The following is a 21,993-nucleotide window of genomic DNA, read 5'->3' on the forward strand; positions in this document are numbered from 1 at the left end:
GGCGGATTATACGCTTTCGGCGGCACGGTTTCACGCCTAGATAAGGCATCCCCTTCGTGCCGCCCGAGGACGCTATGACCGCGCTACCCAAATCCGCAAGTTTCGCCCGCATTGTTGATGCTGCGCGTCAGCGCATTCTGGTGCTGGATGGCGCGATGGGCACGCAGATCCAGCTGCTGAAAATGGGCGAGGATGAATATCTGGGCCATGGCAGCGCGGGTTGCCAATGTCATATTCATTCCGACCATCCGCAAAAGGGCAATAACGACCTGCTCAACCTGACCCAGCCCGAGGCGATCGAGGAAATCCATTTCCGCTATGCCATGGCCGGGGCCGATATTGTCGAGACGAATACCTTTTCCTCGACCACCATCGCGCAGGCGGATTACGCATTAGAGGATCAGGTCCATGCCCTGAACGTTCAGGGCGCGCGGCTGGCCCGCAGCGGTGTCGACCGCGCCACCGCCATCGACGGACGGATGCGTTTTGTCGCCGGGGCGGTGGGGCCGACGAACCGCACGGCCTCGATCAGCCCTGACGTGAACGACCCCGGCTTTCGCGCCGTCAGCTTTGACGATCTGCGCATCGCCTATGCCCAGCAGATCCGCGGCCTGATCGAAGGCGGCGTCGATCTGATCTTGATCGAGACGATCTTTGACACGCTGAACGCCAAAGCCGCGATTTTCGCCGCCGAGGAGGTGTTCATTGAAATTGGCGAGCGGCTGCCGGTGATGATCTCGGGCACAATCACTGACCTGTCGGGCCGCACGCTGTCGGGTCAAACGCCGACCGCCTTTTGGCATTCGGTGCGCCACGCGGGTCCCTTTACCATCGGGCTGAACTGCGCATTGGGCGCGAATGCCATGCGCGCGCATCTGGCCGAGATTTCCGCCATCGCCGATACATTCGTTTGCGTCTACCCGAACGCGGGTCTTCCCAATGCCATGGGCGATTACGATGAGACCCCCGCCTTCACCGCCCAGCAGATCGAGGGATTTGCCCGCGACGGTCTGGTGAATATCGTCGGCGGTTGCTGCGGCACTTCGCCCGAGCATATCCGCGCCATGGCCGAGGCGGTCGCCAAATACCGACCCCGCGCCATCCCCGAACATGCGCCGCTGATGCGCCTGTCGGGGCTCGAGCCGTTTATTCTGACGCCCGAGATTCCTTTCGTGAACGTGGGCGAGCGCACGAATGTCACGGGGTCCGCCAAGTTCCGCAAGATGATCACGGCGGGCGATTTCGCCAGCGCCCTGCAGGTCGCGCGTGATCAGGTGGAAAACGGCGCGCAGATCATCGACATCAATATGGACGAGGGTCTGATCGACAGCCAGGCCGCGATGGTGAAATTCCTGAACCTTGTCGCCTCGGAACCCGATATCGCCCGCGTGCCGGTGATGATCGACAGTTCCAAATGGGATGTGATCGAGGCGGGCCTGAAATGCGTGCAGGGCAAGGCAATCGTCAACTCGATCTCGATGAAAGAGGGCGAGGCTGCGTTTTTGCACCATGCGCGCCTGTGCCGGGCCTATGGCGCCGCCGTGGTCGTGATGGCCTTTGACGAGACGGGCCAGGCGGATACCGAGGATCGCAAGGTCGAGATTTGCAGCCGCGCCTATAAGCTGCTGACCGAGGAGGTCGGCTTTCCGCCCGAAGATATCATCTTTGACCCCAACGTCTTTGCCGTCGCCACGGGGATCGAGGAACACAATAATTACGGCGTCGATTTCATCAACGCCACGCGCCGCATCATGGAAGCCTGTCCGCATGTCCATATTTCGGGCGGGATTTCCAACCTGTCCTTCAGCTTCCGCGGCAATGAACCCGTGCGCGAGGCGATGCATGCCGTTTTCCTCTATCACGCCATTCAAGTCGGCATGGATATGGGCATCGTCAATGCGGGGCAGCTTGCCGTCTACGACCAGATCGATCCGGAACTGCGCGAGGCCTGCGAGGATGTCGTTCTGAATCGCCGCGACGATGCGACCGAGCGTTTGTTGGATCTGGCCGAGCGGTATCGCGGCCAAGGCGGCGCGGAGAAGAAAGAGCGTGATCTGGCGTGGCGCGACTGGGATGTGGCGAAACGCTTGGAACATGCGCTGGTGAACGGCATCACCGAGTTTATCGAGGGCGACACCGAGGAAGCCCGCCTTGCCGCCCAGCGTCCGCTGCATGTGATCGAAGGGCCGTTGATGGACGGCATGAACGTCGTCGGCGATTTGTTCGGCGCAGGTAAAATGTTCCTGCCGCAGGTGGTGAAATCCGCCCGCGTGATGAAACAGGCCGTCGCCGTGCTGCTGCCCTATCTGGAAGAGGAAAAGGCAGCGGGCGGCGGTGTGGGCCGTCAAAGCGCCGGTAAAATCCTGATGGCGACGGTAAAGGGCGATGTGCATGACATCGGCAAGAACATCGTCGGCGTCGTGCTGGCGTGCAACAATTACGACATCATCGACCTTGGGGTCATGGTGTCATCCGAGAAAATCCTGGCTGCCGCGCGCGAACATGATGTCGATGCGATTGGCCTGTCGGGGCTGATCACGCCGTCCTTGGACGAGATGGTGCATGTCGCGGCCGAGATGGAGCGCCAAGGCTTTGACATTCCACTGCTGATCGGCGGGGCGACGACCAGCCGCGTGCATACGGCGGTGAAAATTGCGCCAGCCTACCAGCGCGGGCAGGTGGTCTATTCCGTCGACGCCAGCCGCGCGGTGGGGGTTGCGCAGAACCTGCTTGGCTCGCGCAGCCTGGCCTATCAAGCCGAGGTGCGCGCCGAATATGAGAAGGTGGCCGAGGGTTACTTGCGCGGTGAGCGCGAGAAACAGCGCCTGCCGCTGGCCGACGCGCGTGCCAATCCGGTCAAGATCGACTGGGCCGCCTATCAGGCAAAGGTGCCCAGCTTTCTTGGCACCAAGGTCTATGACGATTGGGATCTGGCTGATCTTGCGCAATACATCGATTGGACACCCTTCTTCCAAAGCTGGGAGTTGAAGGGCGTCTATCCCCGCATCTTGCAGGACGAGAAATACGGCGAGACCGCGCGGTCGCTGTTTGCGGATGCGCAGGCCATGTTGCAGCAGATCATTGATGAAAAATGGTTCGACCCGCGCGCCGTCGTCGGCTTTTGGCCCGCCAATGCGGTGGGCGATGATATCGTGTTATTCGCCGATGAGACTCGCAGCCATATTCTGGCCACGATGCATACGCTGCGCCAGCAACTGCCGCGCCGCGATGGGCGCCCCAATATCGCCATGTCCGATTTCGTCGCCCCGATGGGGCAGGCGGAATATATCGGCGGCTTTGTCGTTACTGCGGGTTTCAAAGAACTCGAGATCGCCGCGCGGTTCGAGGCGGCGAACGACGATTACAATGCCATCATGGTCAAAGCCCTCGCCGACCGCTTTGCCGAAGCCTTTGCCGAGCGGATGCACCAGCATGTCCGGCGCGAACTATGGGCCTATGCCGCCGACGAGGTGCTGCCCAATGATGCCCTTATCCGCGAGGAATATGCCGGTATCCGTCCCGCACCGGGCTATCCTGCCCAGCCCGATCATACCGAAAAGCTGACCCTGTTCCGCCTGCTGGATGCCGAGGCTGCGACGGGCGTCAAGCTGACCGAAAGCATGGCGATGTGGCCGGGCTCGACCGTATCGGGCCTTTATATCGCGCATCCCGAAAGCTATTATTTCGGGGTGGCCAAGGTCGAGGAAGATCAGGTTGCCGATTATGCCGCGCGCAAGGGCATGGATAAGGCCGAGGCCGAGCGCTGGCTGGCCCCGATCCTGAATTATATCCCAAAGGCTTAAAAGTCGGGGGTCACGCCCGGCAGGTTCAGCGATTTGATCAGCTCGCGCAGTTCCTGCCGCGCGGCGAGGTTCGAGATGTTGAGGCTGCCGCCGCCCACATCGCGCAGATCCAGCAGGGTCAGGCCGCGGGGGAACAGCTCGCGAAAGATGACGCGTTCGGAAAAGCCGGGCGAGGTGCGAAAGCCGATGCGTTTGGCCAAACGGTCAACGGCGCTTTCCATCTTTTGCTTGTTGTTCATGTTCTGCGCGCCGATCCGGTTGCGCAGCACGACCCAATCCAGCGGCACCAGACCCGCCTGCGCGCGCAATTGCCGTGCCGACCAGACCATTTCAGAATAAACCGACGGCCCAAGGATCTTTTCCCCGTCGCTGTCGATCCGCGCCAGCAGGTCAAAGTCGATGAAACTGTCGTTCAGCGGCGTGATCAGCGTATCGGCCAGCGAATGGGCGACCTGCGCCAATCGTGTATGCGATCCTGGGCAGTCGATCAGGATGAAATCCGACTGCGGCTCTAGCGCCGAGACCGCCGCCGAAAAGCGGTGATCCAGCACATTGTCATTGGGGTCGACCGTCATCGGGTCGACCTCGGGCAGCTCGACGTAAACCGGTGTTGGCAGGTCGATATTTTCCGCTGCCATAAAGGCCAGCCGGTTCTCGATATAACGGCCGAGGCTTTTCTGGCGCAGGTCAAGGTCCATGACGCCGATCCGCAATCCCATCCGCGCCAGCGCCGTTGCCACATGCATCGAGACGGTGGATTTCCCCGCGCCGCCCTTTTCATTGCCTACGACGATGATATGCGCCATTTGCCGCCCTTCTGTTCTAGCCGCCCCGTGGGGCTTGCGCCGGTTATGCGGCCTTGGCGGGGTAAACGGAAGCGTGATTGCGCCAATTCCCTGCAGGTGGCGCGGCGATGCAACGCCCGCGCGTTGCGGACTGCGGCGTCGCACCCTTGACTTTTGCTGTCAAAGCGCGCATCTGACCCCTGACCCGACCCGTCTGCCGCGTGAGCAGCGCGCCAACATGGCGCAAGCGGCCGGGACAGCTATTCCCAACTTCACGTAGGGGGGATTGCCGCAACCGCGGCAGAATACCCCAAGTGGTCGGACCTGCGTGATGGCAGAGTGCGGCCTGCACCCTGATCTGTCGTGCGTGCGCGTGCGACCTTACCGAAAGAATTCTTATGGATTTCGATATGCTGGGCCTTTCGCCCAGACTGACTAAAGCTTTGGCTGAACTTGGCATTACTGAACCGACACCTATTCAGGCGCAGGCGATCCCGCATGCAATGAACGGTCGCGACGTGCTGGGCCTTGCGCAGACCGGCACCGGCAAGACCGCGGCTTTCGGCCTGCCGATGATCGATGCGTTGATCAAGGATTCGCGCCGTGCGCAGGCCAAAGGCGCCCGTGCGCTGGTGCTGGCCCCCACGCGCGAGCTGGCCAAGCAGATCGCTGAAAACCTTGCGGCCTATACCAAGGATTCGCACCTGAAGACCGTCGTCGTCACGGGCGGCGCGGGCATCGGTGGTCAGATCCAGCGCATGGAGCGTGGCACCGCCATTTTGGTTGCCACCCCCGGCCGCCTGATCGACCTTCTGGACCGCAAGGCCATCGACCTGTCGCAGACCGAGTTTCTGGTGCTGGACGAGGCTGACCAGATGCTTGATCTGGGCTTTATCCATGCGCTGCGCCGTATTGCGCCGCTGCTGCCTGCAAACCGTCAGACGATGCTGTTCTCGGCCACTATGCCCAAGCAGATGGAAGAGCTGGCGGCGTCGTTCTTGTCCAACCCGATCCGCGTTCAGGTGAACCCGCCGGGTCAGGCCGCGACCAAGATCACGCAATCGGTGCACTTTGTCGCCTCGCGCGCCAAGACTGATCTGCTGATCGAGCTGCTGGATGCGCACCGTGACGAGCTGGCGCTGGTTTTTGGCCGCACCAAGCACGGCATGGAAAAGCTGGCCAAGCAGTTGGAAAACGCGGGCTATGCCGTCGCTGCGATCCACGGCAACAAAAGCCAAGGTCAACGCGACCGTGCGCTGCGCGATTTCCGCGCGGGCACGTTGCGTGTGCTGGTGGCGACTGATGTGGCCGCACGCGGTCTGGATATTCCGGATGTGCGCTACGTGTATAACTACGAGCTGCCGAATGTGCCGGACAACTATGTCCACCGCATTGGCCGTACCGCGCGTGCGGGCAAGGACGGTCAGGCCGTCGCCTTCTGTGCACCTGACGAGATGGGCGATCTGCGCGACATCCAAAAGGTGATGAAGACGACGATCCCCGTCGCTTCGGGCGCACCGTGGGAAGTCCCGGCGGATGGCGGTGGTGCCAAAAAAGGCCCAGCCGGTCGTCGCCCCTTCAAAGGCAATGGCGGTGGCAAGCCCAAGGGTGATTTCGGTCGCCCACAGGGCCAGGGCCAACGTCGTGGTGGCCGTCCGCAGGCCAAATCCGCAGCATAAGATCAGGGGGCTTCGGCCCCCTTTTTCTTTGCCGCAGATGCCGCTAGGTCTGGTGCAGGAGGATCGCCATGGCATCGACACGCGGCACTTTGGCCCTGAGCAAAGCAGGGATCAGCTTTTCCCTGCATCCCTATGATTACGACCCAAAGGCCGAACATACCGGTCTTGCCGCTGCCGAGGCGCTCGGCCTTGATCCGGCGATCATGTTGAAAACCTTGATGATCGAAGTCGACGGCAAACCCGCTTGCGTCGCGATCCCCGCAGGCAACAGCCTGTCGATGAAACGCGCGGCAGCGGCCTTTGGCGCCAAGCAGGCCGCGATGATGTCCGTGCCAAAGGCGGAAAAGCTGTCAGGCTATCATGTTGGCGGCATAGGCCCCTTTGGCCAGATGCGCCCGATCCGCACCGTGTTCGAGGAAAGCGCCATGTCGGGCCCCGTCATCTATATCAACGCCGGTCAGCGCGGTTTGATCATGGGGATAGCGCCCGATGATGCCGCCCGCTTTTTGCAGGCGCAGATCGCGCCGCTGGTGGCGTGATGCAGGTATTGGGACTGTATCTTGCGGCGGCGGCGGCTGAAATCCTGGGATGCTTTGCGTTTTGGATGTGGGCGCGGCTGGACCGCAGCGTGCTGTGGCTGGCCCCCGGCGTCGTGTCGCTGGCGGTCTTTGCCTATCTGCTGACCCATGCGCCCGCCGATACGGCAGGGCGCTCGTTCGCCGTCTATGGCGGCGTCTATATCGTCGCGTCGCTGCTGTGGATGTGGATCGCCGAACAGACGCGGCCCGATCAATGGGATGTGCTGGGCGGGGTGATCTGTTTGATCGGTGCGGCCATCATCCTATGGGCGCCGCGCGCCGCCTGATGGCCCAAAGAAAAACGCCGCCCGTTGGGGCGGCGTTCAAAGGTCTTAGAAACCAAGACCAGCGTATTTGTTCTTGAACTTCGACACGCGACCACCGGTGTCCATCAGACGGGTGCCGCCACCGATCCAAGCGGGGTGCGACAGCGGGTCGATGTCCAGCGACATGGTGTCGCCGTCTTTGCCCCAGGTCGAGCGCATTTGAACGACAGTGCCATCGGTCATCTTGACGTCGATGAAGTGATAGTCGGGGTGGATACCTTCTTTCATCTCGTCTCTCCTTAAGCTTCAGCTTTAGCTTTGTAGTTGGTTTGCTCGACGATACGTGCCGACTTACCGCGACGATCGCGCAGGTAGTACAGCTTGGCGCGACGCACTTTACCGCGACGGACGACGGTGATCGATTCGATGTTGGTCGAATGCAGCGGGAATACGCGCTCGACGCCTTCGCCGAACGAGATCTTGCGCACGGTGAACGAGCCAGCGATGCCCGAACCGTTCTTGCGGCTGATCACGACGCCTTCGTAGTTCTGCACGCGCGAACGCGAGCCTTCGGTGACCTTAAAGCCTACGCGAACGGTGTCGCCGGCTTTGAAGTCGGGAATTGTTTTACCCAGAGCGGCGATTTGTTCCGCTTCCAGTTGTGCGATCAGATCCATCTGATGCTCCTCTATAGCCCGTGGTTGCTCCACGAAGATGTCATGCGCCCGAGAGCTCTCGGTCTTCATCCGGGTCCTTGCCGTGCTGTGCACACCAAGCTCGCCAGAGATCGGGTCGCCGTTCCTTTGTTAGCCTTTCGGCTTCTGCCCGTCGCCAGGCTTCGATCTTGGCGTGATGCCCCGAGAGAAGAACCTCGGGTATGTCATGCCCCTGCCAAAGCGCGGGTTTCGTATATTGATGGTGTTCCAGCAGACCGTCCGAAAAGGATTCCTCTTCGATCGATTCCTGATTCCCAAGCACGCGGGGTATAAGGCGGACTGTGGCATCAATCAAGGCCTGCGCTGCAATCTCGCCGCCGGTCATGACGAAATCGCCCAGCGATACCTCGATCATGCCGAACTGTTCGATGGCGCGCTGATCCAACCCCTCGAAACGGCCGCAAACCAGCGTGACGCCATCGCCTGCGGCCAGCTCGCGCATCAGGCCTTGGGTCATCGGGCGGCCGCGCGGGGTCAGGTAGATGATTGGGGCATCCCCGCGCATCCGGCCGCGCGCGACATTCAGCGCGCGGGCCATCACATCGGGGCGGATGACCATGCCCGCGCCGCCACCTGCGGGCGTGTCGTCCACGTTCAGGTGACGCCCCTCGCCAAAGTCGCGCAGGTTATAGGTTTGCAGTTGCCACAGCCCCTCTTGCAGGGCGCGGCCGATCAGGCTTTCGCCAAGAATGCCGGGAAAAGCCTGCGGCAGCAGGGTGATGACCTGCGCCGTCCAGATGCCCGCCAACTCCGGCGGCTCGGACAACAGGTCGGACGGGGTCAGCGACAGGCGGATGGCCTTGCGACCCGCCGCGCGCATGGGCTTGTCGGCGGCGGTTGTCATTCGAACAGACCTTCGGGCGGGTCGGCGATAATGCGACCGGCTTTCAGATCAACCGTCGGCACAATGGCAAGGGTAAAGGGCAGCAATGCGGTTGCGGGTTTTCCCGTCAGTTGCACTTCCAAAATATCGCCCGCGCCATGGTTCAGCACGGTTTTCACCCGGCCAAGAATCGCGCCGCCGGTGTCCAGCACCTCAAGGTCGATCAGGTCGGAGTGATAGAATTCGTCATCGGGCAGATTGGGCAGACGGTCGCGGTCGGCGGACAGGTTCTGCCCGCGCAGGGCATCCGCCTCTTCTTTCGAGGAAATCCCCTCGATCCGTGCCACAAGCGCGCCATTGGTCTGGCCGGTAATCACGACAACGCGGAAGACGCGTCCGTCGTCGGTATAAAGCGGGGTGTAGATCGCGATATCTTCGGGGATCGCACAAAACGACTTCAGCCGCAGGTCGCCCCGCACACCGAATGATCCTGCAATTTGACCCAGAACGATACGATCCGACATCTTTACCCCCAAAAGAGTGGCGGGGCCGCGTGGGCCCCGCCGCATCTATTATTCTGCAGCCGCTTCTTCTGCAGGTGCTGCATCGCGGGCCGCTTTTTTGGCCGCGCGCTCGGTCGAGGCTTTGCCCGGGACAGCTTTCTTGGGGTTGTTGCGCTCGGTCTTGGCGACCAGGCCAGCAGCTTCCAGGAAACGTGCAACGCGGTCGGTCGGCTGTGCGCCTTGACCCAGCCAGTACTGGATACGCTCGGCGTTCAGCTGCACGCGCTCTTCGTTGTCTTTGGCCAGCAGCGGGTTGTAGGTACCCAGCTTTTCGATGAAGCGGCCATCGCGCGGCATGCGTGCGTCAGCAGCAACAACGGCGTAGTGAGGGCGCTTTTTCGAGCCACCGCGGGCAAGACGGATTTTCATAGCCATGGGATAGTCTCCTTGAAGTATGGCAGGTGACGGGGAACCCCGTCAGGATTGGTGGGTTTCGTGGTGTTTGATGACTTCCTGGATGATGAAGGCCAGGAATTTCTTGGCAAATTCGGGATCAAGGTCAGCATCGCGTGCCAGCTTTTCCAGCCGTTCGATCTGCTGCTGTTCCCGGGTCGGGTCGGCGGGTGGCAAGGCGTGTTCGGCCTTGAGCAATCCCACCGATTGCGTGTGTTTGAACCGCTCGGCCAGCGTATAGACGAGGATCGAATCCAACCGGTCGATCGAGGCACGATGCCCCGCAAGCAGGGCTGCGGCGCGGGTGACGACGTCTTGGCTCATGCGGCTTCTCCTTTGTCTAACGCGTCCGGGCGCGGGTGGCGGAACACTTGATAGCCCTTGCAGCTATCGGGCGTTGCGGCAGATGCGTCCAGCACGGCGCCCAGCTTGATCGCCAAGGCGGCCGAGCGAGTGTTATCCGGCGCGACATAGCTGACAACCGTATCCCAGCGCAGAATGCGATAGGCGTGATCGACGGCGGCGCGGGCCGCCTCGAACGCATAGCCTTTACCTTCGGCGCTTGCGGGATAGATCATCCAGCCGATCTCGGTTTCAGGCCAATCGGGCGGGGTCCATGGGCCGACAAGGCCGATGGCCGCGTCACTGCCCGATAGCGTGACCGTCCACATGCCATGGCCGTAGATATCCCAATGACCCAGCTCTGCCGCGAATTGGCGAAAGGCGCGGCCTTCGGTCGTGATGCCAAAGGTGGCACCGCGCGGCGACAGCATGAAATCGCGAAACGCCACCCAGTCGCGCGCATCGGGGCGGCGCAGGGTCAGGCGTGCGGTGTGCAAAGTGGGGGCGGGGATCATGCCAGCACCTTTGCGGGATTATGGCGATAGACCAGCACTTCGAAATCGCGCTGCGGGCGGGCGGCATCGCCGTCCAGCACCGCGCCCAGCCGTTCGGCCAAACGGGCCGAGGGGGCGTTGTTTGCGTGGACATAGCTGACGGCGGTCGTCCAGCCGAGGATAGTGAACGCATGGGCGAGGGTCGCTTTCGCGGCCTCGAACGCATAGCCCTGACCCTCGAGGTTTGCATCCCACAGCGACCAGCCGATTTCTTTTTCCGGCCACTCGATCGGGTAATAGGGGCCAAAGCGACCGATGGCCGCGCCGGTATCCTTGCGCACCGCCACCCAGCCGCCAAAGCCGCGCATTTCCCAATGACCGATATCGGACGCCCAACCGCGCCAGCTGGCCTCGGGCTCTTTGGGGCCGCCGACCCAATAGGAGCGGTCGGTCAGATAGAAATCACGCATGGCGGGCCAGTCCTGTGCCTGCGGTTTGCGCAGCACAAGGCGATCCGTCGTCAGCATGATGTCATCAGCCAGGTTCATCTTACTTCTTCTTCATCAGACCCGAGAGGCCCGGCGGCAGCGCGCGCGGCCCGCCCAGACCCGGCAATTGCCCGCCAAAGCCCTGACCCAGACCCTTGGCCAGCTGTTGCTGCGCGGCGGCCATATCGGCCTCGCCCATTTTGCTGGGGTCGATACCGCCTTTGCCCATCATGGACATGGCTTGCTTGAGCATGCCGCCCTTGCCCATTTTGCCCATCTTTTTCATCATATCCGCCATCTGACGATGCTGTTTCAGCAGCTTGTTCAGCTCGGATACGTCAAGACCGGCACCCGCCGCGATGCGGCGCTTGCGGCTGGCTTGCAGCAGATCGGGGTTGGCGCGTTCTTTTTTGGTCATCGCATTGATCAGCGCGATCTGACGACGCAGCATGCGGTCATCCATGCCCGCATCGCTCATCTGTTTCGACATTTTGCCCATGCCGGGCATCATCGACATCAGACCTTCCATCCCGCCCATCTTCAGCATCTGCTCAAGCTGGCCGCGCAGGTCGTTCATATTGAACAGACCCTTTTGGAACCGCTTGACCATCCGCTCGGCCTGTTCGGCCTCGAATGTGGCCTGCGCCTTTTCGACCAGCGCGACAATGTCGCCCATGCCAAGGATGCGGCCCGCGATGCGGTTCGCGTCAAAGACCTCAAGCGCGTCGGTTTTCTCGCCCAGACCGATAAAGCGGATCGGCTTGCCGGTGATGGCGCGCATCGACAGCGCCGCACCGCCGCGACCGTCACCGTCCATACGGGTCAGCACAACGCCGGTGACGCCGATTTTCGCGTCAAATTCAGTCGCGACATTCACTGCGTCTTGGCCGGTCAGGCCGTCAACCACCAGCAGCGTTTCACGCGGCGAGACGACATCGCGCACGGCGGCGGCCTGGGCGATCAGCTCGGCGTCGATATGCAGGCGGCCGGCGGTATCCAGAATGTAGACGTCATAGCCGCCAAGGCTGGCCTGCGTCTTGGCGCGTTTCGCGATCGCGATCGGGTCTTCGCCCTTCACGATCGGCAGCGTATCGACCCCAATCTGCGTGCCGAGAATCGCCAACTGCTCCATCGCGGCGGGGCGGTTCGTATCCAGCGAGGCCAGCAGCACACGCTTGCCTTCGCGGTCTTTCAGACGGCGCGCCAGCTTTGCGGTGGTGGTGGTTTTACCCGAGCCTTGCAGGCCGACCATCAGGATCGGCGCGGGCGGGCTGTCGATTTTCAGCACGCCCGGATCGGTATCGCCAGCCAGCATCGCGATCAGTTCGTCATGGACGATTTTGACGACCTGCTGGCCTGGGGTGATCGATTTGGTAACGGCCTGGCCCGTGGCTTTCTTACTGACGGCTTTGACAAATTCGCGCACCACGGGCAGCGAGACGTCAGCTTCCAGCAGGGCGGTGCGGACCTCGCGCAGGGCGGATTCGACATCGGCCTCGGACAGGGCGCCCTGTTTCGTCAGTCGGTCGAATACGCCAGACAGGCGTTCGGACAGATTCTCGAACATGCGGCTTCCCCTTTCAAGGCGCGGCGTTGACAAAGCGGAAAGGCGCCCGTGGGCGCAACGCGCTGACGGACGGCGATCCCGCAAAAAGACGGGACCGGAAGGCTTCATGCTTCCGGGTATTAGGGTCGCAAATAGGTGAATGGGCGCGCGCTGTCAACCTTAGGGCCTTGCGCGCGGGCGGCGCGGCTGCACAATGTCCCAGACGCCGCATAAGGAAAGACCATGGACGACTGGGACGAGATCCGCACCGCCTATCAAGTGGCCCGCTTTGGCACCGTATCTGGCGCGGCCGAGGCGCTGGGGGTGCACCACGCCACCGTCATCCGTCACATCGACGCGCTTGAGGGGCGTTTGGGCGCGAAACTGTTCCAGCGTCATGCGCGCGGCTATACGGCGACCGAGGCGGGGCAGGACCTGCTGCGCGTGGCGCAGGTGGCCGATGATCAGTTTAATCAGATGATCACCCGTATCCAAAGCCATAAAGAAGAGCTGGCGGGCGAGTTGGTCATTACATCCTTGCAGGGCATGACCGAGTTACTGCTGCCGGTACTGATGGCGTTTCAGGCCGAGCATCCCGATATCATCCTGCGCCATCTATCGGGCGAGCGGCTGTTCCGGCTGGAATATGGCGAGGCGCATATTGCCATCCGCGCGGGCAGCATCCCCGAGGACCCCGATCACGTCATCCAGCCGCTGGCGCAGCATCCGATGGCACTGGTCGCCGCCGAAAGCTATATCGCCCGCTATGGCCTGCCAGCATCCGAGGCGGATTTTGCGGGCCACCGCTTTGTCGGACATGACGCCGAAGATTACCGCGCGCCCTATTCGCGCTGGCTGGCGACGGTCGTGCCGCGCAAGCAGGTCGTCTATCGCACGCTGGATCTGCAAGAGATGTATGCCGCCGTCATCGCCGGGGCGGGGATCGGCTTTGTGCCGCGCTGGCTGCTGGGCGTGAACCCTGAACTGCGCGAGGTCGTGCCGCTGCGCGATGACTGGATTTCGCCCCTGTGGGTGGTGACGCATGTGGATCTGCATCGCTCGGCCAAGGTACAGGGGTTCTTGCGGATGCTGAAGGGCGCGGCGCGCGACTGGACCTGTTAGGCTTCCGCTTGGGCCTCGGGGGGCAGCTCCTGCGTCAGGAACGCCTCGAACGCATCAAGGTCAAAGCCCTCGAACAGGCCAAAGCCTTGAATCCAGATGCTTGCCTCGCGCAGGGCGTCCGGCTCTAGCTTGCACCATTTCACCCGCCCGCGCTTTTCTTGCGAGATCAGGCGCGCCTCAGCCAGGATTTGAAGGTGTTTGGAAATCGCCGCCAGCGACATGGAAAAGGGCGCCGCGACATCGGTGACGGCCATGTCATCCTCCAGCAGCATCGCCAAGATGGCGCGCCGCGTAGGGTCGGCAAGGGCCGAAAAGACAAGATCAAGGCGGTGCTGCATCCGCCAATATGGTCATTTCACGTGAAAAACGTCAACCGAAAGGTTGAATATGGGAAATGGGGCTTTTGGGCGCGCTGCCGCTGATCTATTTATGTAAGTAATTGATTTTGCGTTATATATATTCGTTGGAGTCGGGTTGACTCATGGCGCATCATTGCTTAGCACCTAGCCCAAGACAGGAAGGGTCAGCGACATGTCCGATCCCGATCAAAATGATGGTGAGAAGAAGCGCCTAGAGGCACTTGAACATCGCCTTCGCGAGGTCAGGAAACGTGACGCGCCGCAGGTCCAACCCGGTCGGGATTTTTCGCAGGCCGATCTGGCATGGCGCATGGTGATCGAATTGGTCGCCGGCATCGGGATCGGGGCAACGATTGGCTACGGCCTTGATGTTGTATTCGGCACCAAGCCGTTCCTGATGATCATTTTCCTGTTCCTGGGCCTGATCGCTGGCGTGCGGACGATGATCCGTTCCGCCAACGAAGTGCAGATGAAACAGCAGGCCAAAGCGGCCAGCGAAGAAAAGGGTGAAGAGAGTGGCCGAGAGCACTGAAACGGGTTTTGTTTTCCACCCGCTTGACCAGTTCCAAGTAAAGTCGCTGTTCGGCGGCGATATCGGCACCCTCACGCTGACCAATGCGTCGCTGTGGATCATGCTGGCCGTCGTTTGCGTCTGGCTGCTGATGGTTGTCGGTGCCCGCAAGCGCGAATTGATCCCCGGCCGTATGCAGTCGGTTGCAGAAATGACCTATGGCTTCATCCACAAGATGGTCGAAGACGTGGCTGGCCATGACGGCGTGAAATATTTCCCGCTGGTGATGACGCTGTTCCTGTTCGTGCTGTTTGCCAACGCCCTTGCACTGATCCCGATGAGCTTCTCGCCCACCTCGCATATCGCGGTGACGGTCGTTCTGGCGCTGATCGTGTTTGTTTTTGTGACCGGTCTGGGCTTTGTAAAGCACGGCGCAGGCTTCCTTGGTCTGTTCTGGATCAAGTCGGCCCCGCTGGCGATCCGCCCGGTTCTGGCGGTGATCGAGGTGATCTCTTACTTCGTGCGCCCCGTCAGCCACTCGATCCGTCTTGCAGGTAACCTGCTGGCTGGTCACGCTGTTATCAAAGTTTTCGCTGCATTCGCCGCATCGCTGCTGATCGCCCCCGTGTCGATCATCGCAATCTCGGGGATGTTTGCCTTTGAAGTCATGGTCGCCGTGATCCAGGCCTATGTGTTCACGATCCTGACCTGTGTTTACCTGAAAGACGCGCTGCACCCCGCCCACTAAGGGCAGGGACGGCGCAAACGAAACCGAAATTCCAATTTCCCGCGAATGGAGCTAATCATGGAACTCGCACAACTCGGCCAATACATCGGCGCTGGTCTGGCATGCATCGGTATGGCTGGCGCAGCCATCGGTGTGGGCAACGTTGCCGGCAACTACCTGGCTGGCGCGCTGCGCAACCCCTCGGCCGCTGGTGGCCAAACTGCAATGCTGTTCATCGGCATGGCATTCGCAGAAGCCCTGGGCATCTTCTCGTTCCTGGTCGCTCTTCTGCTGCTGTTCGCGGTCTGATTTCGATCTGACCGGGCCATAGCGGCCCATCTTTGGGGCGCGTGAGGGGTCTTCCCCCGCGCGCCCTTTGATGCAAGCAGAGCCGTTGGAGAACGCCATGGACAATCCCGCCGTCGAAGCGGCCATGCCTCAGCTCAACACAGCGTATTACGGAAACCTGATTTTCTGGACGCTGCTCGGGCTTGTCGCGATTTATTTCATTCTGTCGCGCATTGCGCTGCCGCGTATCGGTTCGGTTCTGGCCGAGCGTGCGGGCACCGTCGGTAACGACCTGTCTGCCGCCGAAGAGCTGAACCAGAAAGCACGTAGCGCCGAAGCTGCCTATCAACAGGCGCTGAGCGATGCGCGTGTCGAGGCTGGCCGCATTGTCGAGCAGACCCGTGCCACGATCGACACCGAGCTGAAGGCAGAGCTTGCCAAGGCCGATGCGCAGATCAGTGTCAAAGTTGCCGAAAGCGAAAAGGTTCTGGGCGAGATCCGTGATCAGGCTGTTGCCAGCATCACCAGCGTCGCCAAGGAAACGGTCGGTGATGTTGTTGCCCTGTTCGGCGTTGCCGCCGAAGATGATGCGCTGTCGGCTGCTGTCGACGCCAAGATGAAAGGCTGAACAGATGCGTAAGGTTCTTAGCATCGCAGCTCTGCTGGTTGGCGCCTCAGTCGCGCCTGCACTGGCGGCTGACGGCCCGTTCTTCTCGCTGCGCAACACCGACTTCGTCGTTCTGCTGGCCTTCTTGCTGTTCATCGGCGTCCTGATCTGGGCAAAGGTTCCCGCACTGATCGTGCGCGTTCTGGATGCACGGGCCGAGACGATCCGCGCCCAACTGGCCGAAGCCCGCGCCCTGCGCGATGAGGCTGCGGCGCTGCTGGCGTCCTATGAGCAGAAGCAAAAAGAAGTCCAAGAGCAGGCTGCCCGCATTGTCGAGGTTGCCCGCCGCGAGGCCGAAGCTGCTGCTGAAAAAGCGCGTGCCGATATCGAGACCTCGGTAGCACGTCGCCTGTCGGCTGCCGAAGACCAGATCGCCAGCGCCCACAAGGCGGCCATCAAAGACGTGCGTGACCGCGCGGCCAGCGTTGCAATCGCGGCTGCCCGTGATGTGATCGCCGGCCAGATGGATGCTACCAAGGGCAACAAGCTGATCGATGACGCGATCAAAACGGTTGACGCCCAGCTGCACTAAGTCGCTGAAGACAAGATAAAAGAAAGGCCCGCGACCGGTGACGGTGGCGGGCCTTTTGTTTAGCGGGTGACTTCGTGTTGAAAACGCTGGCGGGCCACAGCATCGTTGCGGTCCGCCTTGCGTTGATGCGTCAGCGAGCGTTCGACAAAGGCCAGATGGTCGATCACCGCCTTGCGCGCGCCTTCGGGGTCGCGGGTTTGCAGTGCATCATTGATCGCGCGATGCTGTTCCAGCAACTGCTGGCGGATCGGGCGCTGCTTGAACATGGCCTGGCGATTATAGAACACACCGACGCGCAGCAGCTGGAACATCGCGCGCATCATATGCAGCATGATGACGTTGTGGCTGGCCTCGACAATCGACAGGTGGAAATCGGCGTCCAACTCGGCTTCCTCCGACGGGTTCCGCTTGAGATGCGCGGCCTCCATCTTGAGGTAAAGCGTGTTGATCACCCGCAGATCCATATCAGAGGCATGGGTCGCGGCGCGCTCGGCCGCCATCCCCTCGAGGTCGCAGCGAAAGGCCAGATAGTCGAATACGGCCTCGTCATGGCTGGCGAAGAGCTTGGCAAGGGCAGGGGAAAAGGCGGCGCCTAGATCCTCGGCGACAAAGACACCGGCGTTGGCGCGGCTGATCAGCAGGCCGCGGTCTTGCAATTCGGCCAAAGCCTCGCGCAGTGAGGGGCGCGAGACGCCAAGGCGTTCGGCCAGCTCACGCTCGGCGGGCAAGCGTTCGCCCGGGCGCAGGATACCGCGCAGAATCAGCAGCTCGATCTGGCGGGCGACGGATTGCGATAGCTTCTCCGCCTGAATTTTTTCGAATGGCATAGGGCCCCCCATCGTTCAGCGCATAACACCAGAAAACGGCAGGACGGGCAATTGGGCCGCCAGCGATCTGGCGGCCCATGCGTTGCGACGCGGCGTTAGTTGGTCGGCGTGATGATGATTTTCACGCGGCGGTTCAGCTGGCGGCCATCGGGGGTCGCGTTGCTGGCGATCGGCTGGCTTGCGCCGCGGCCAACGGTGTAAACGCGTGCCGGGGCAACGCCGCCGTTGATCAGGACCGAAGCCACCGCCTGCGCGCGGCGCACCGACAGGTCTTGGTTATAGGAGGCCGAACCGGTGCTGTCCGTGTGGCCGATCACGCTGATCGACGTGTTCGGATAGCGGTTCAGCGAGGCTGCGACGGTGCGCAGATCGGTTTGCGACTGGATCGACACAGCGGTCGAGTTGGTGCCGAACAGCACGTCTTGCGGCATGGTCACGGTCAGGTTTTGGCCGTTGTTCACAATGCCGACGTTGCCGCCCAGTTGTTGACGCAGCTCGGCCTCTTGGCGGTCCAGCGCTTGGCCACCAACGGCACCGAGGCCACCACCAACCGCTGCGCCGATGGCGGCGTTGCGCCAGCGGTCATTCGAGTCGTCGCCGGTCAGCGCGCCAACAACAGCGCCCAGACCCGCGCCAACCATCGCACCTTGGCGCGTGTTGTCGTTGGTTTGGCCTTGGATCGGGGCCTGACATGCGGCCAGCGCCAGCATCGAGGCGGCAGCAACGCCGAGCGAAATTTTCGAGAAGGTCATATCTGATCTGCCTTATACCAATTGCGGCCAAGTTTGCCGCAGGATGCGCCAACTATGCCAGAATCGCAGTGGCTATCCAATAACCCTTGAAATGACAGGCGGTTCCGTGCGCGCGGCCTCAAATGTCAGCAGATGTCGCTTGCTGTCTAAACCCCAGTGATAGCCGCCCATGCCGCCATCGCGCCGTAAAACGCGGTGGCAGGGGATCAAATAGGCAATTGGATTACGTCCAACAGCAGTGCCGACAGCCCGCACGGCGGCGGGATTGCCGATGCGGCGCGCGATATCACCATAGGTCGTGACTTGCCCTTCTGGAATCGCCAGCAGCGCCTCCCAGACTTTGATCTGGAACGGCGCGCCGATCATATGCAGGCGGGCGGGGCCGCCGCTGAATGCGGCTTGAACCTGCGAATCAAGGCGGCCGTCTTGTTGAAAGTCCGCGTTTGGCCAGCGCGACGCCAGATCGCGATAGGTCAGGGCGGGGTCCTGATGGCTGGTAAAGCCGATGCCGCAGATGCCTTGATCGGTTGCCATCACGATCGCGGGGCCAAATGGCGTATCGAACAGCCCATGGCGAATGGTGACGCCCGCGCCCTTGGCGGCATAGGCGCCGGGGGTCATCCCCTCCCATTGCAGGATCAGGTCGTGCAGACGGCCGGTGCCGGACAGGCCCGCCTCTGCCGCTGTATCCAGCGTGGTGTGACGGCTGGCCAGCAAATCACGCGCCAGATTGGCGCGCAGGAACTGCTGGTATTTCTTGGGCGAGATCCCGGCCCACCGCGTGAACACGCGTTGCAGATGGGCGGGAGACAGGCCAAGCTTTGCAGCCAGATCATCCAGCGACATATCCGCCCCACCCGCATCCAGCGCGGCAATGGCACGGGCGATCAGCCCATAGTGATAAGGTTCATGCGTTTCCATGCGGTGAATTTAGGGGCGCGGCGCGGCGTTGGCGACCCGAAACATGCGCAAACGCTTGTGCGTGCGTCTGCGCCAAGGCAAAAGGAAGCCATGGTCGTACAGCTGCATTATAACGTCATGCGCGAGGTCTTTACCCGCTTTCGCGCCGCATCTCCCACCCCCGAGGGCGAGCTGCATTACACCAACGCCTATACGCTTGTGGTGGCGGTGGCCCTGTCCGCGCAGGCGACTGATGTGGGGGTGAACCGCGCGACGCGGGCGCTGTTCGAAGTGGCCGACACGCCGCAAAAGATGCTGGATCTGGGCGAAGAGCGTCTGATCGAACATATCAAAACCATCGGCCTGTTCCGGAACAAAGCCAAAAACGTCATGCGTCTGAGCCAGATTCTGGTGGATGAATTCGGCGGCGAGGTGCCCAGTTCACGCGCGGCGCTGGAATCACTGCCCGGCGTGGGGCGCAAGACGGCGAATGTGGTGCTGAATATCTGGTGGCATTTCCCCGCGCAGGCGGTGGATACCCATATTTTTCGCATCGGCAATCGCAGCGGGATTTGTCCGGGCAAAGATGTGGTCGCGGTCGAACGCGCGATCGAGGATAACGTCCCCGCTGAATTCCAGCAGCACGCGCATCACTGGTTGATCCTGCACGGACGATACATCTGCCTTGCACGCAAGCCGCGCTGTGGCGATTGCCTGATTGCTGATCTTTGTCTGTTTGAAGAAAAGACTGTTTAAAGCGGGGCTCGCGATAGCTGGCGGCGCTTTGATTGGCATCCTGACAAGCTGGCTGAGGGGGTGGCTGCCGGTTGGTGGCGACCTGCCTTGCTGGCGGTATGTCAGGGGATTGGCTGGCTGCGTCGCCTCACTCGGTTGCTTGCCCTATCGGGTGGCTGCCTAGAAGCGACGCTGCTTGCTGTGCTGAAACCTATATAGGCCAGGGGGTGCGACATTACACTGCGACACCCGCGCCCGACTCATTTACTAGGGTTTAGATCGGGGGTTTACATCAGGGCAACGGCGCGGGCCAAAATGGCGGGGTCAACATTCCCACCCGAGGCAACGGCAATGACCGTATCGGTGTCAAATGCTTGCGGCTGGAACAGCGCGGCGGCAAGGCCGACGGCACCGCCCGGCTCTACCACAATCTTCAGGTGTTTCAAGGCCATAGCCATGGCGCGCAGCACTTGATCCTCGGTCACGACAAGGCCTGCCTGCGCATAGGATTGCAGAATTGGAAAGGTCAGCGCGCCGGGCGAGGGCGTCAGAATCGCATCACAGATCGAGCCGCCAAGGCTGGCGTTCTTCACCGGATGGCCCGCCAGCAGCGAGCGGGCGGCATCATCGAATCCTTCGGGTTCAGCGGTGCGGACACGCATTTGCGGCGCGCGGGCGGATAGTGCCAGCGCGATTCCCGAAGCCAGACCGCCGCCGCCGCAGGGCACCAGCACATCGGCGGGCAGATCGCCGAGTTCCTCGGCAATCTCGATCCCGACCGAGGCTTGGCCCGCGATGACCTGCGCGTCGTCGAACGGTTTGATCAGCACCAGCCCCCGCGCGGCGGCGATCTCGGCGCCAATGGCGTCGCGATCCTCGGTCTCGCGGTCATACAGCACCACCTCGCCGCCTAGGGCACGGGTGCCGTCGATCTTGGCCTTTGGTGCATCGGCCGGCATGATGATGACCGAGGGCAGGCCATGCGCTGTTGCCGCGCGCGCGACGCCCTGCGCGTGGTTGCCCGAGGAATAGGCGATGACACCCTGCGCGCCTGTCAGCGCCGAGACTGCCGCCCAGCCGCCGCGCGCCTTAAACGATCCGGTGACTTGCAGGCATTCCGCCTTGACCAAGATGCGCCGCCCGGCAATCGCATCCAGCGCGGGCGATGACAGGATCGGGGTGCGGCGCACATGGCCCTGCAGGCGATCCCAAGCAGCATTGATCAAGTCGTGATTCATCTTTGTCCCCGTTGTGCAGTCGTCGTGGCCATGAAAAAGGGCGCCGGTTGGCGCCCTGATCTTTTACAGATTTTCTTGCTGGGGCATGCCCAGAACGTGATAGCCGCCGTCGACCCTGACGACTTCGCCCGTGGTGCAGCGCCCCGCAGCCGAGGCGAGCCAAACCGCCGTACCGCCAATCGCATCCAGCGTCGCATTGGCGCGCATGGGCGAGTTCTGTTCGGTATGGCGCAAGGTTGCCCGCGCGCCGCCGATGGCGGAACCCGCCAACGTCTTCATCGGGCCGGGCGAGATGGCGTTGACGCGGATACCCTCGGGCCCCAGGTCATTCGCCAGATAGCGCACGGCGCTTTCCAGACCCGCCTTGGCCACGCCCATGACGTTGTAATTGGGTGTCACGCGGTTCGAGCCCTGATAGGTCAGCGTCAGGATCGTGCCGCCGTCGCTCATCAGCGGGCGCGCGCGGCGGGCCACTTCGATCAGCGAATAGACCGAAATCACCATCGAGGTTTTGAAATTCTCGCGCGAGGTGTTGATGAAACGGCCGGTCAGCTCGTCTTTGTTGGAATAGGCGATGGCGTGGACCAGAAAGTCGATCTTGCCCCAGCGGGTTTCCAGCAGGTCGAACGCCTTATCCAGCGATTCGTCGTTGGTGACATCGACATCGACCAGAAAATCCGACCCGACAGAGGCCGCAAGCGGCGCCACGCGTTTGCCAAAGGCTTCGCCCTGATAGGTAAAGGCCAGTTCCGCACCGGCCTCGTGCATGGCTTTTGCAATGCCCCAAGCGATGGAGTGGTCATTTGCCACCCCCATGATCAGGCCACGTTTGCCGTTCAGATCCAGTGTCATGCGCATC

At 61.8% G+C, this 21,993-nt stretch carries 27 protein-coding genes; 11 read left to right on the top strand and 16 right to left on the bottom strand.

Annotated features, from left to right (window positions below):
- Positions 1-74 precede the first annotated feature (74 nt).
- Complete coding sequence (gene metH, locus KVU_RS12745) at positions 75-3,803, top strand: methionine synthase (RefSeq protein WP_014538096.1); 3,729 nt, start codon at positions 75-77, stop codon at positions 3,801-3,803.
- Here metH and KVU_RS12750 read toward each other — a convergent pair.
- Entirely contained in the window at positions 3,800-4,609 is an 810-nt protein-coding gene (locus KVU_RS12750) for a division plane positioning ATPase MipZ (protein ID WP_013382920.1), read from the bottom strand. The genes metH and KVU_RS12750 overlap by 4 nt on opposite strands.
- Positions 4,610-4,986: 377 nt before the next feature.
- Here KVU_RS12750 and KVU_RS12755 point away from each other — a divergent pair, with 377 nt between their 5' ends.
- From KVU_RS12755 to KVU_RS12765, 3 genes are all read left to right on the top strand, one after another.
- Complete coding sequence (locus KVU_RS12755) at positions 4,987-6,267, top strand: DEAD/DEAH box helicase (protein WP_013382922.1); 1,281 nt, start codon at positions 4,987-4,989, stop codon at positions 6,265-6,267.
- A gap of 68 nt (positions 6,268-6,335) precedes the next feature.
- Positions 6,336-6,806, top strand: coding sequence for an aminoacyl-tRNA deacylase (locus KVU_RS12760; RefSeq protein ID WP_013382923.1), 471 nt, complete (start codon positions 6,336-6,338; stop codon positions 6,804-6,806).
- Positions 6,806-7,132 (top strand): YnfA family protein, encoded by a 327-nt coding sequence (locus KVU_RS12765; RefSeq protein ID WP_013382924.1) that lies wholly within the window; start codon positions 6,806-6,808, stop codon positions 7,130-7,132. Before KVU_RS12760 ends, KVU_RS12765 begins: the two co-directional genes overlap by 1 nt.
- 45 nt (positions 7,133-7,177) lie before the next feature.
- Here KVU_RS12765 and rpmE read toward each other — a convergent pair whose 3' ends face one another.
- From rpmE to ffh, 9 genes are read right to left on the bottom strand one after another with little or no spacing between them, the layout of a single operon-like run.
- The gene (gene rpmE / locus KVU_RS12770; protein ID WP_013382925.1) at positions 7,178-7,399 is read right to left on the bottom strand and encodes a 50S ribosomal protein L31; all 222 of its coding nucleotides are present in this window, start codon (positions 7,397-7,399) and stop codon (positions 7,178-7,180) included.
- Between the two features lie 11 nt (positions 7,400-7,410).
- Positions 7,411-7,788, bottom strand: a complete 378-nt coding sequence (gene rplS, locus KVU_RS12775; protein WP_013382926.1) for a 50S ribosomal protein L19 — start codon at positions 7,786-7,788, stop codon at positions 7,411-7,413.
- A 40-nt stretch (positions 7,789-7,828) separates the two neighbouring features.
- On the bottom strand, positions 7,829-8,671 hold the full coding sequence (gene trmD, locus KVU_RS12780; protein WP_013382927.1) for a tRNA (guanosine(37)-N1)-methyltransferase TrmD: 843 nt from the start codon (positions 8,669-8,671) through the stop codon (positions 7,829-7,831).
- The gene (gene rimM, locus KVU_RS12785) at positions 8,668-9,174 is read right to left on the bottom strand and encodes a ribosome maturation factor RimM (protein WP_013382928.1); all 507 of its coding nucleotides are present in this window, start codon (positions 9,172-9,174) and stop codon (positions 8,668-8,670) included. Before rimM ends, trmD begins: the two co-directional genes overlap by 4 nt.
- Before the next feature lie 48 nt (positions 9,175-9,222).
- Positions 9,223-9,588 (bottom strand): 30S ribosomal protein S16, encoded by a 366-nt coding sequence (gene rpsP, locus KVU_RS12790; RefSeq protein ID WP_013382929.1) that lies wholly within the window; start codon positions 9,586-9,588, stop codon positions 9,223-9,225.
- A gap of 42 nt (positions 9,589-9,630) precedes the next feature.
- Positions 9,631-9,930, bottom strand: coding sequence for a chorismate mutase (locus KVU_RS12795; protein ID WP_013382930.1), 300 nt, complete (start codon positions 9,928-9,930; stop codon positions 9,631-9,633).
- Entirely contained in the window at positions 9,927-10,463 is a 537-nt protein-coding gene (locus tag KVU_RS12800; protein WP_013382931.1) for a GNAT family N-acetyltransferase, read from the bottom strand. The genes KVU_RS12795 and KVU_RS12800 overlap by 4 nt, the downstream gene beginning before the upstream one ends.
- Positions 10,460-10,990 (bottom strand): GNAT family N-acetyltransferase, encoded by a 531-nt coding sequence (locus KVU_RS12805; RefSeq protein ID WP_013382932.1) that lies wholly within the window; start codon positions 10,988-10,990, stop codon positions 10,460-10,462. The genes KVU_RS12800 and KVU_RS12805 overlap by 4 nt, the downstream gene beginning before the upstream one ends.
- Position 10,991: 1 nt before the next feature.
- Positions 10,992-12,497: a signal recognition particle protein gene (gene ffh, locus KVU_RS12810; RefSeq protein WP_013382933.1), complete on the bottom strand. Its 1,506-nt coding sequence runs from the start codon at positions 12,495-12,497 to the stop codon at positions 10,992-10,994.
- Between the two features lie 222 nt (positions 12,498-12,719).
- On the opposite strand from ffh, the gene KVU_RS12815 reads away from it, so the two are divergent.
- Complete coding sequence (locus tag KVU_RS12815; protein ID WP_013382934.1) at positions 12,720-13,598, top strand: LysR family transcriptional regulator; 879 nt, start codon at positions 12,720-12,722, stop codon at positions 13,596-13,598.
- On the opposite strand, the gene KVU_RS12820 is transcribed toward KVU_RS12815, so the two are convergent.
- On the bottom strand, positions 13,595-13,936 hold the full coding sequence (locus KVU_RS12820) for an ArsR/SmtB family transcription factor (protein WP_013382935.1): 342 nt from the start codon (positions 13,934-13,936) through the stop codon (positions 13,595-13,597). The genes KVU_RS12815 and KVU_RS12820 overlap by 4 nt on opposite strands.
- A 193-nt stretch (positions 13,937-14,129) precedes the next feature.
- Here KVU_RS12820 and KVU_RS12825 point away from each other — a divergent pair, with 193 nt between their 5' ends.
- The 5 genes from KVU_RS12825 (at position 14,130) to KVU_RS12845 (ending at position 16,682) form a co-directional block, all read left to right on the top strand.
- Positions 14,130-14,489 (top strand): AtpZ/AtpI family protein, encoded by a 360-nt coding sequence (locus KVU_RS12825; protein WP_013382936.1) that lies wholly within the window; start codon positions 14,130-14,132, stop codon positions 14,487-14,489.
- Complete coding sequence (locus tag KVU_RS12830; RefSeq protein ID WP_013382937.1) at positions 14,473-15,216, top strand: F0F1 ATP synthase subunit A; 744 nt, start codon at positions 14,473-14,475, stop codon at positions 15,214-15,216. Before KVU_RS12825 ends, KVU_RS12830 begins: the two co-directional genes overlap by 17 nt.
- A 57-nt stretch (positions 15,217-15,273) precedes the next feature.
- A complete protein-coding gene (locus tag KVU_RS12835; protein ID WP_013382938.1) occupies positions 15,274-15,504 on the top strand; it encodes a F0F1 ATP synthase subunit C in 231 nt (76 codons plus the stop codon).
- A 97-nt stretch (positions 15,505-15,601) separates the two neighbouring features.
- Positions 15,602-16,111, top strand: a complete 510-nt coding sequence (locus KVU_RS12840) for a F0F1 ATP synthase subunit B' (protein WP_013382939.1) — start codon at positions 15,602-15,604, stop codon at positions 16,109-16,111.
- A 4-nt stretch (positions 16,112-16,115) separates the two neighbouring features.
- A complete protein-coding gene (locus KVU_RS12845; protein WP_013382940.1) occupies positions 16,116-16,682 on the top strand; it encodes a F0F1 ATP synthase subunit B in 567 nt (188 codons plus the stop codon).
- A gap of 59 nt (positions 16,683-16,741) precedes the next feature.
- Here the strand turns inward: KVU_RS12845 and KVU_RS12850 are convergent, their stop codons facing one another.
- The 3 genes from KVU_RS12850 to KVU_RS12860 all read right to left on the bottom strand — a co-directional run bounded on the left by KVU_RS12850 (position 16,742) and on the right by KVU_RS12860 (position 19,182).
- The gene (locus KVU_RS12850) at positions 16,742-17,509 is read right to left on the bottom strand and encodes a FadR/GntR family transcriptional regulator (RefSeq protein WP_013382941.1); all 768 of its coding nucleotides are present in this window, start codon (positions 17,507-17,509) and stop codon (positions 16,742-16,744) included.
- 95 nt (positions 17,510-17,604) lie between these two features.
- Positions 17,605-18,261 carry a YiaD family glycine zipper/OmpA-like lipoprotein gene (locus KVU_RS12855; protein WP_014538099.1) on the bottom strand — a complete coding sequence of 219 codons (657 nt, stop codon included), beginning with the start codon at positions 18,259-18,261 and terminating at the stop codon, positions 17,605-17,607.
- Positions 18,262-18,333: 72 nt separating this feature from the next.
- A complete protein-coding gene (locus tag KVU_RS12860) occupies positions 18,334-19,182 on the bottom strand; it encodes a methylated-DNA--[protein]-cysteine S-methyltransferase (RefSeq protein WP_013382943.1) in 849 nt (282 codons plus the stop codon).
- 90 nt (positions 19,183-19,272) lie between these two features.
- On the opposite strand from KVU_RS12860, the gene nth reads away from it, so the two are divergent.
- A complete protein-coding gene (gene nth, locus KVU_RS12865) occupies positions 19,273-19,917 on the top strand; it encodes an endonuclease III (RefSeq protein WP_013382944.1) in 645 nt (214 codons plus the stop codon).
- A 266-nt stretch (positions 19,918-20,183) separates the two neighbouring features.
- Here nth and KVU_RS12870 read toward each other — a convergent pair whose 3' ends face one another.
- Positions 20,184-21,134, bottom strand: coding sequence for a threonine ammonia-lyase (locus KVU_RS12870; RefSeq protein WP_013382945.1), 951 nt, complete (start codon positions 21,132-21,134; stop codon positions 20,184-20,186).
- A 63-nt stretch (positions 21,135-21,197) separates the two neighbouring features.
- A complete protein-coding gene (locus KVU_RS12875; protein ID WP_013382946.1) occupies positions 21,198-21,986 on the bottom strand; it encodes an enoyl-ACP reductase FabI in 789 nt (262 codons plus the stop codon).
- Between the last annotated feature and the right edge of the window lie 7 nt (positions 21,987-21,993).

Origin of the sequence: Ketogulonicigenium vulgare WSH-001 (genome assembly GCF_000223375.1) — a bacterium.
In the GTDB taxonomy this organism is placed as follows: domain Bacteria; phylum Pseudomonadota; class Alphaproteobacteria; order Rhodobacterales; family Rhodobacteraceae; genus Ketogulonicigenium; species Ketogulonicigenium vulgare.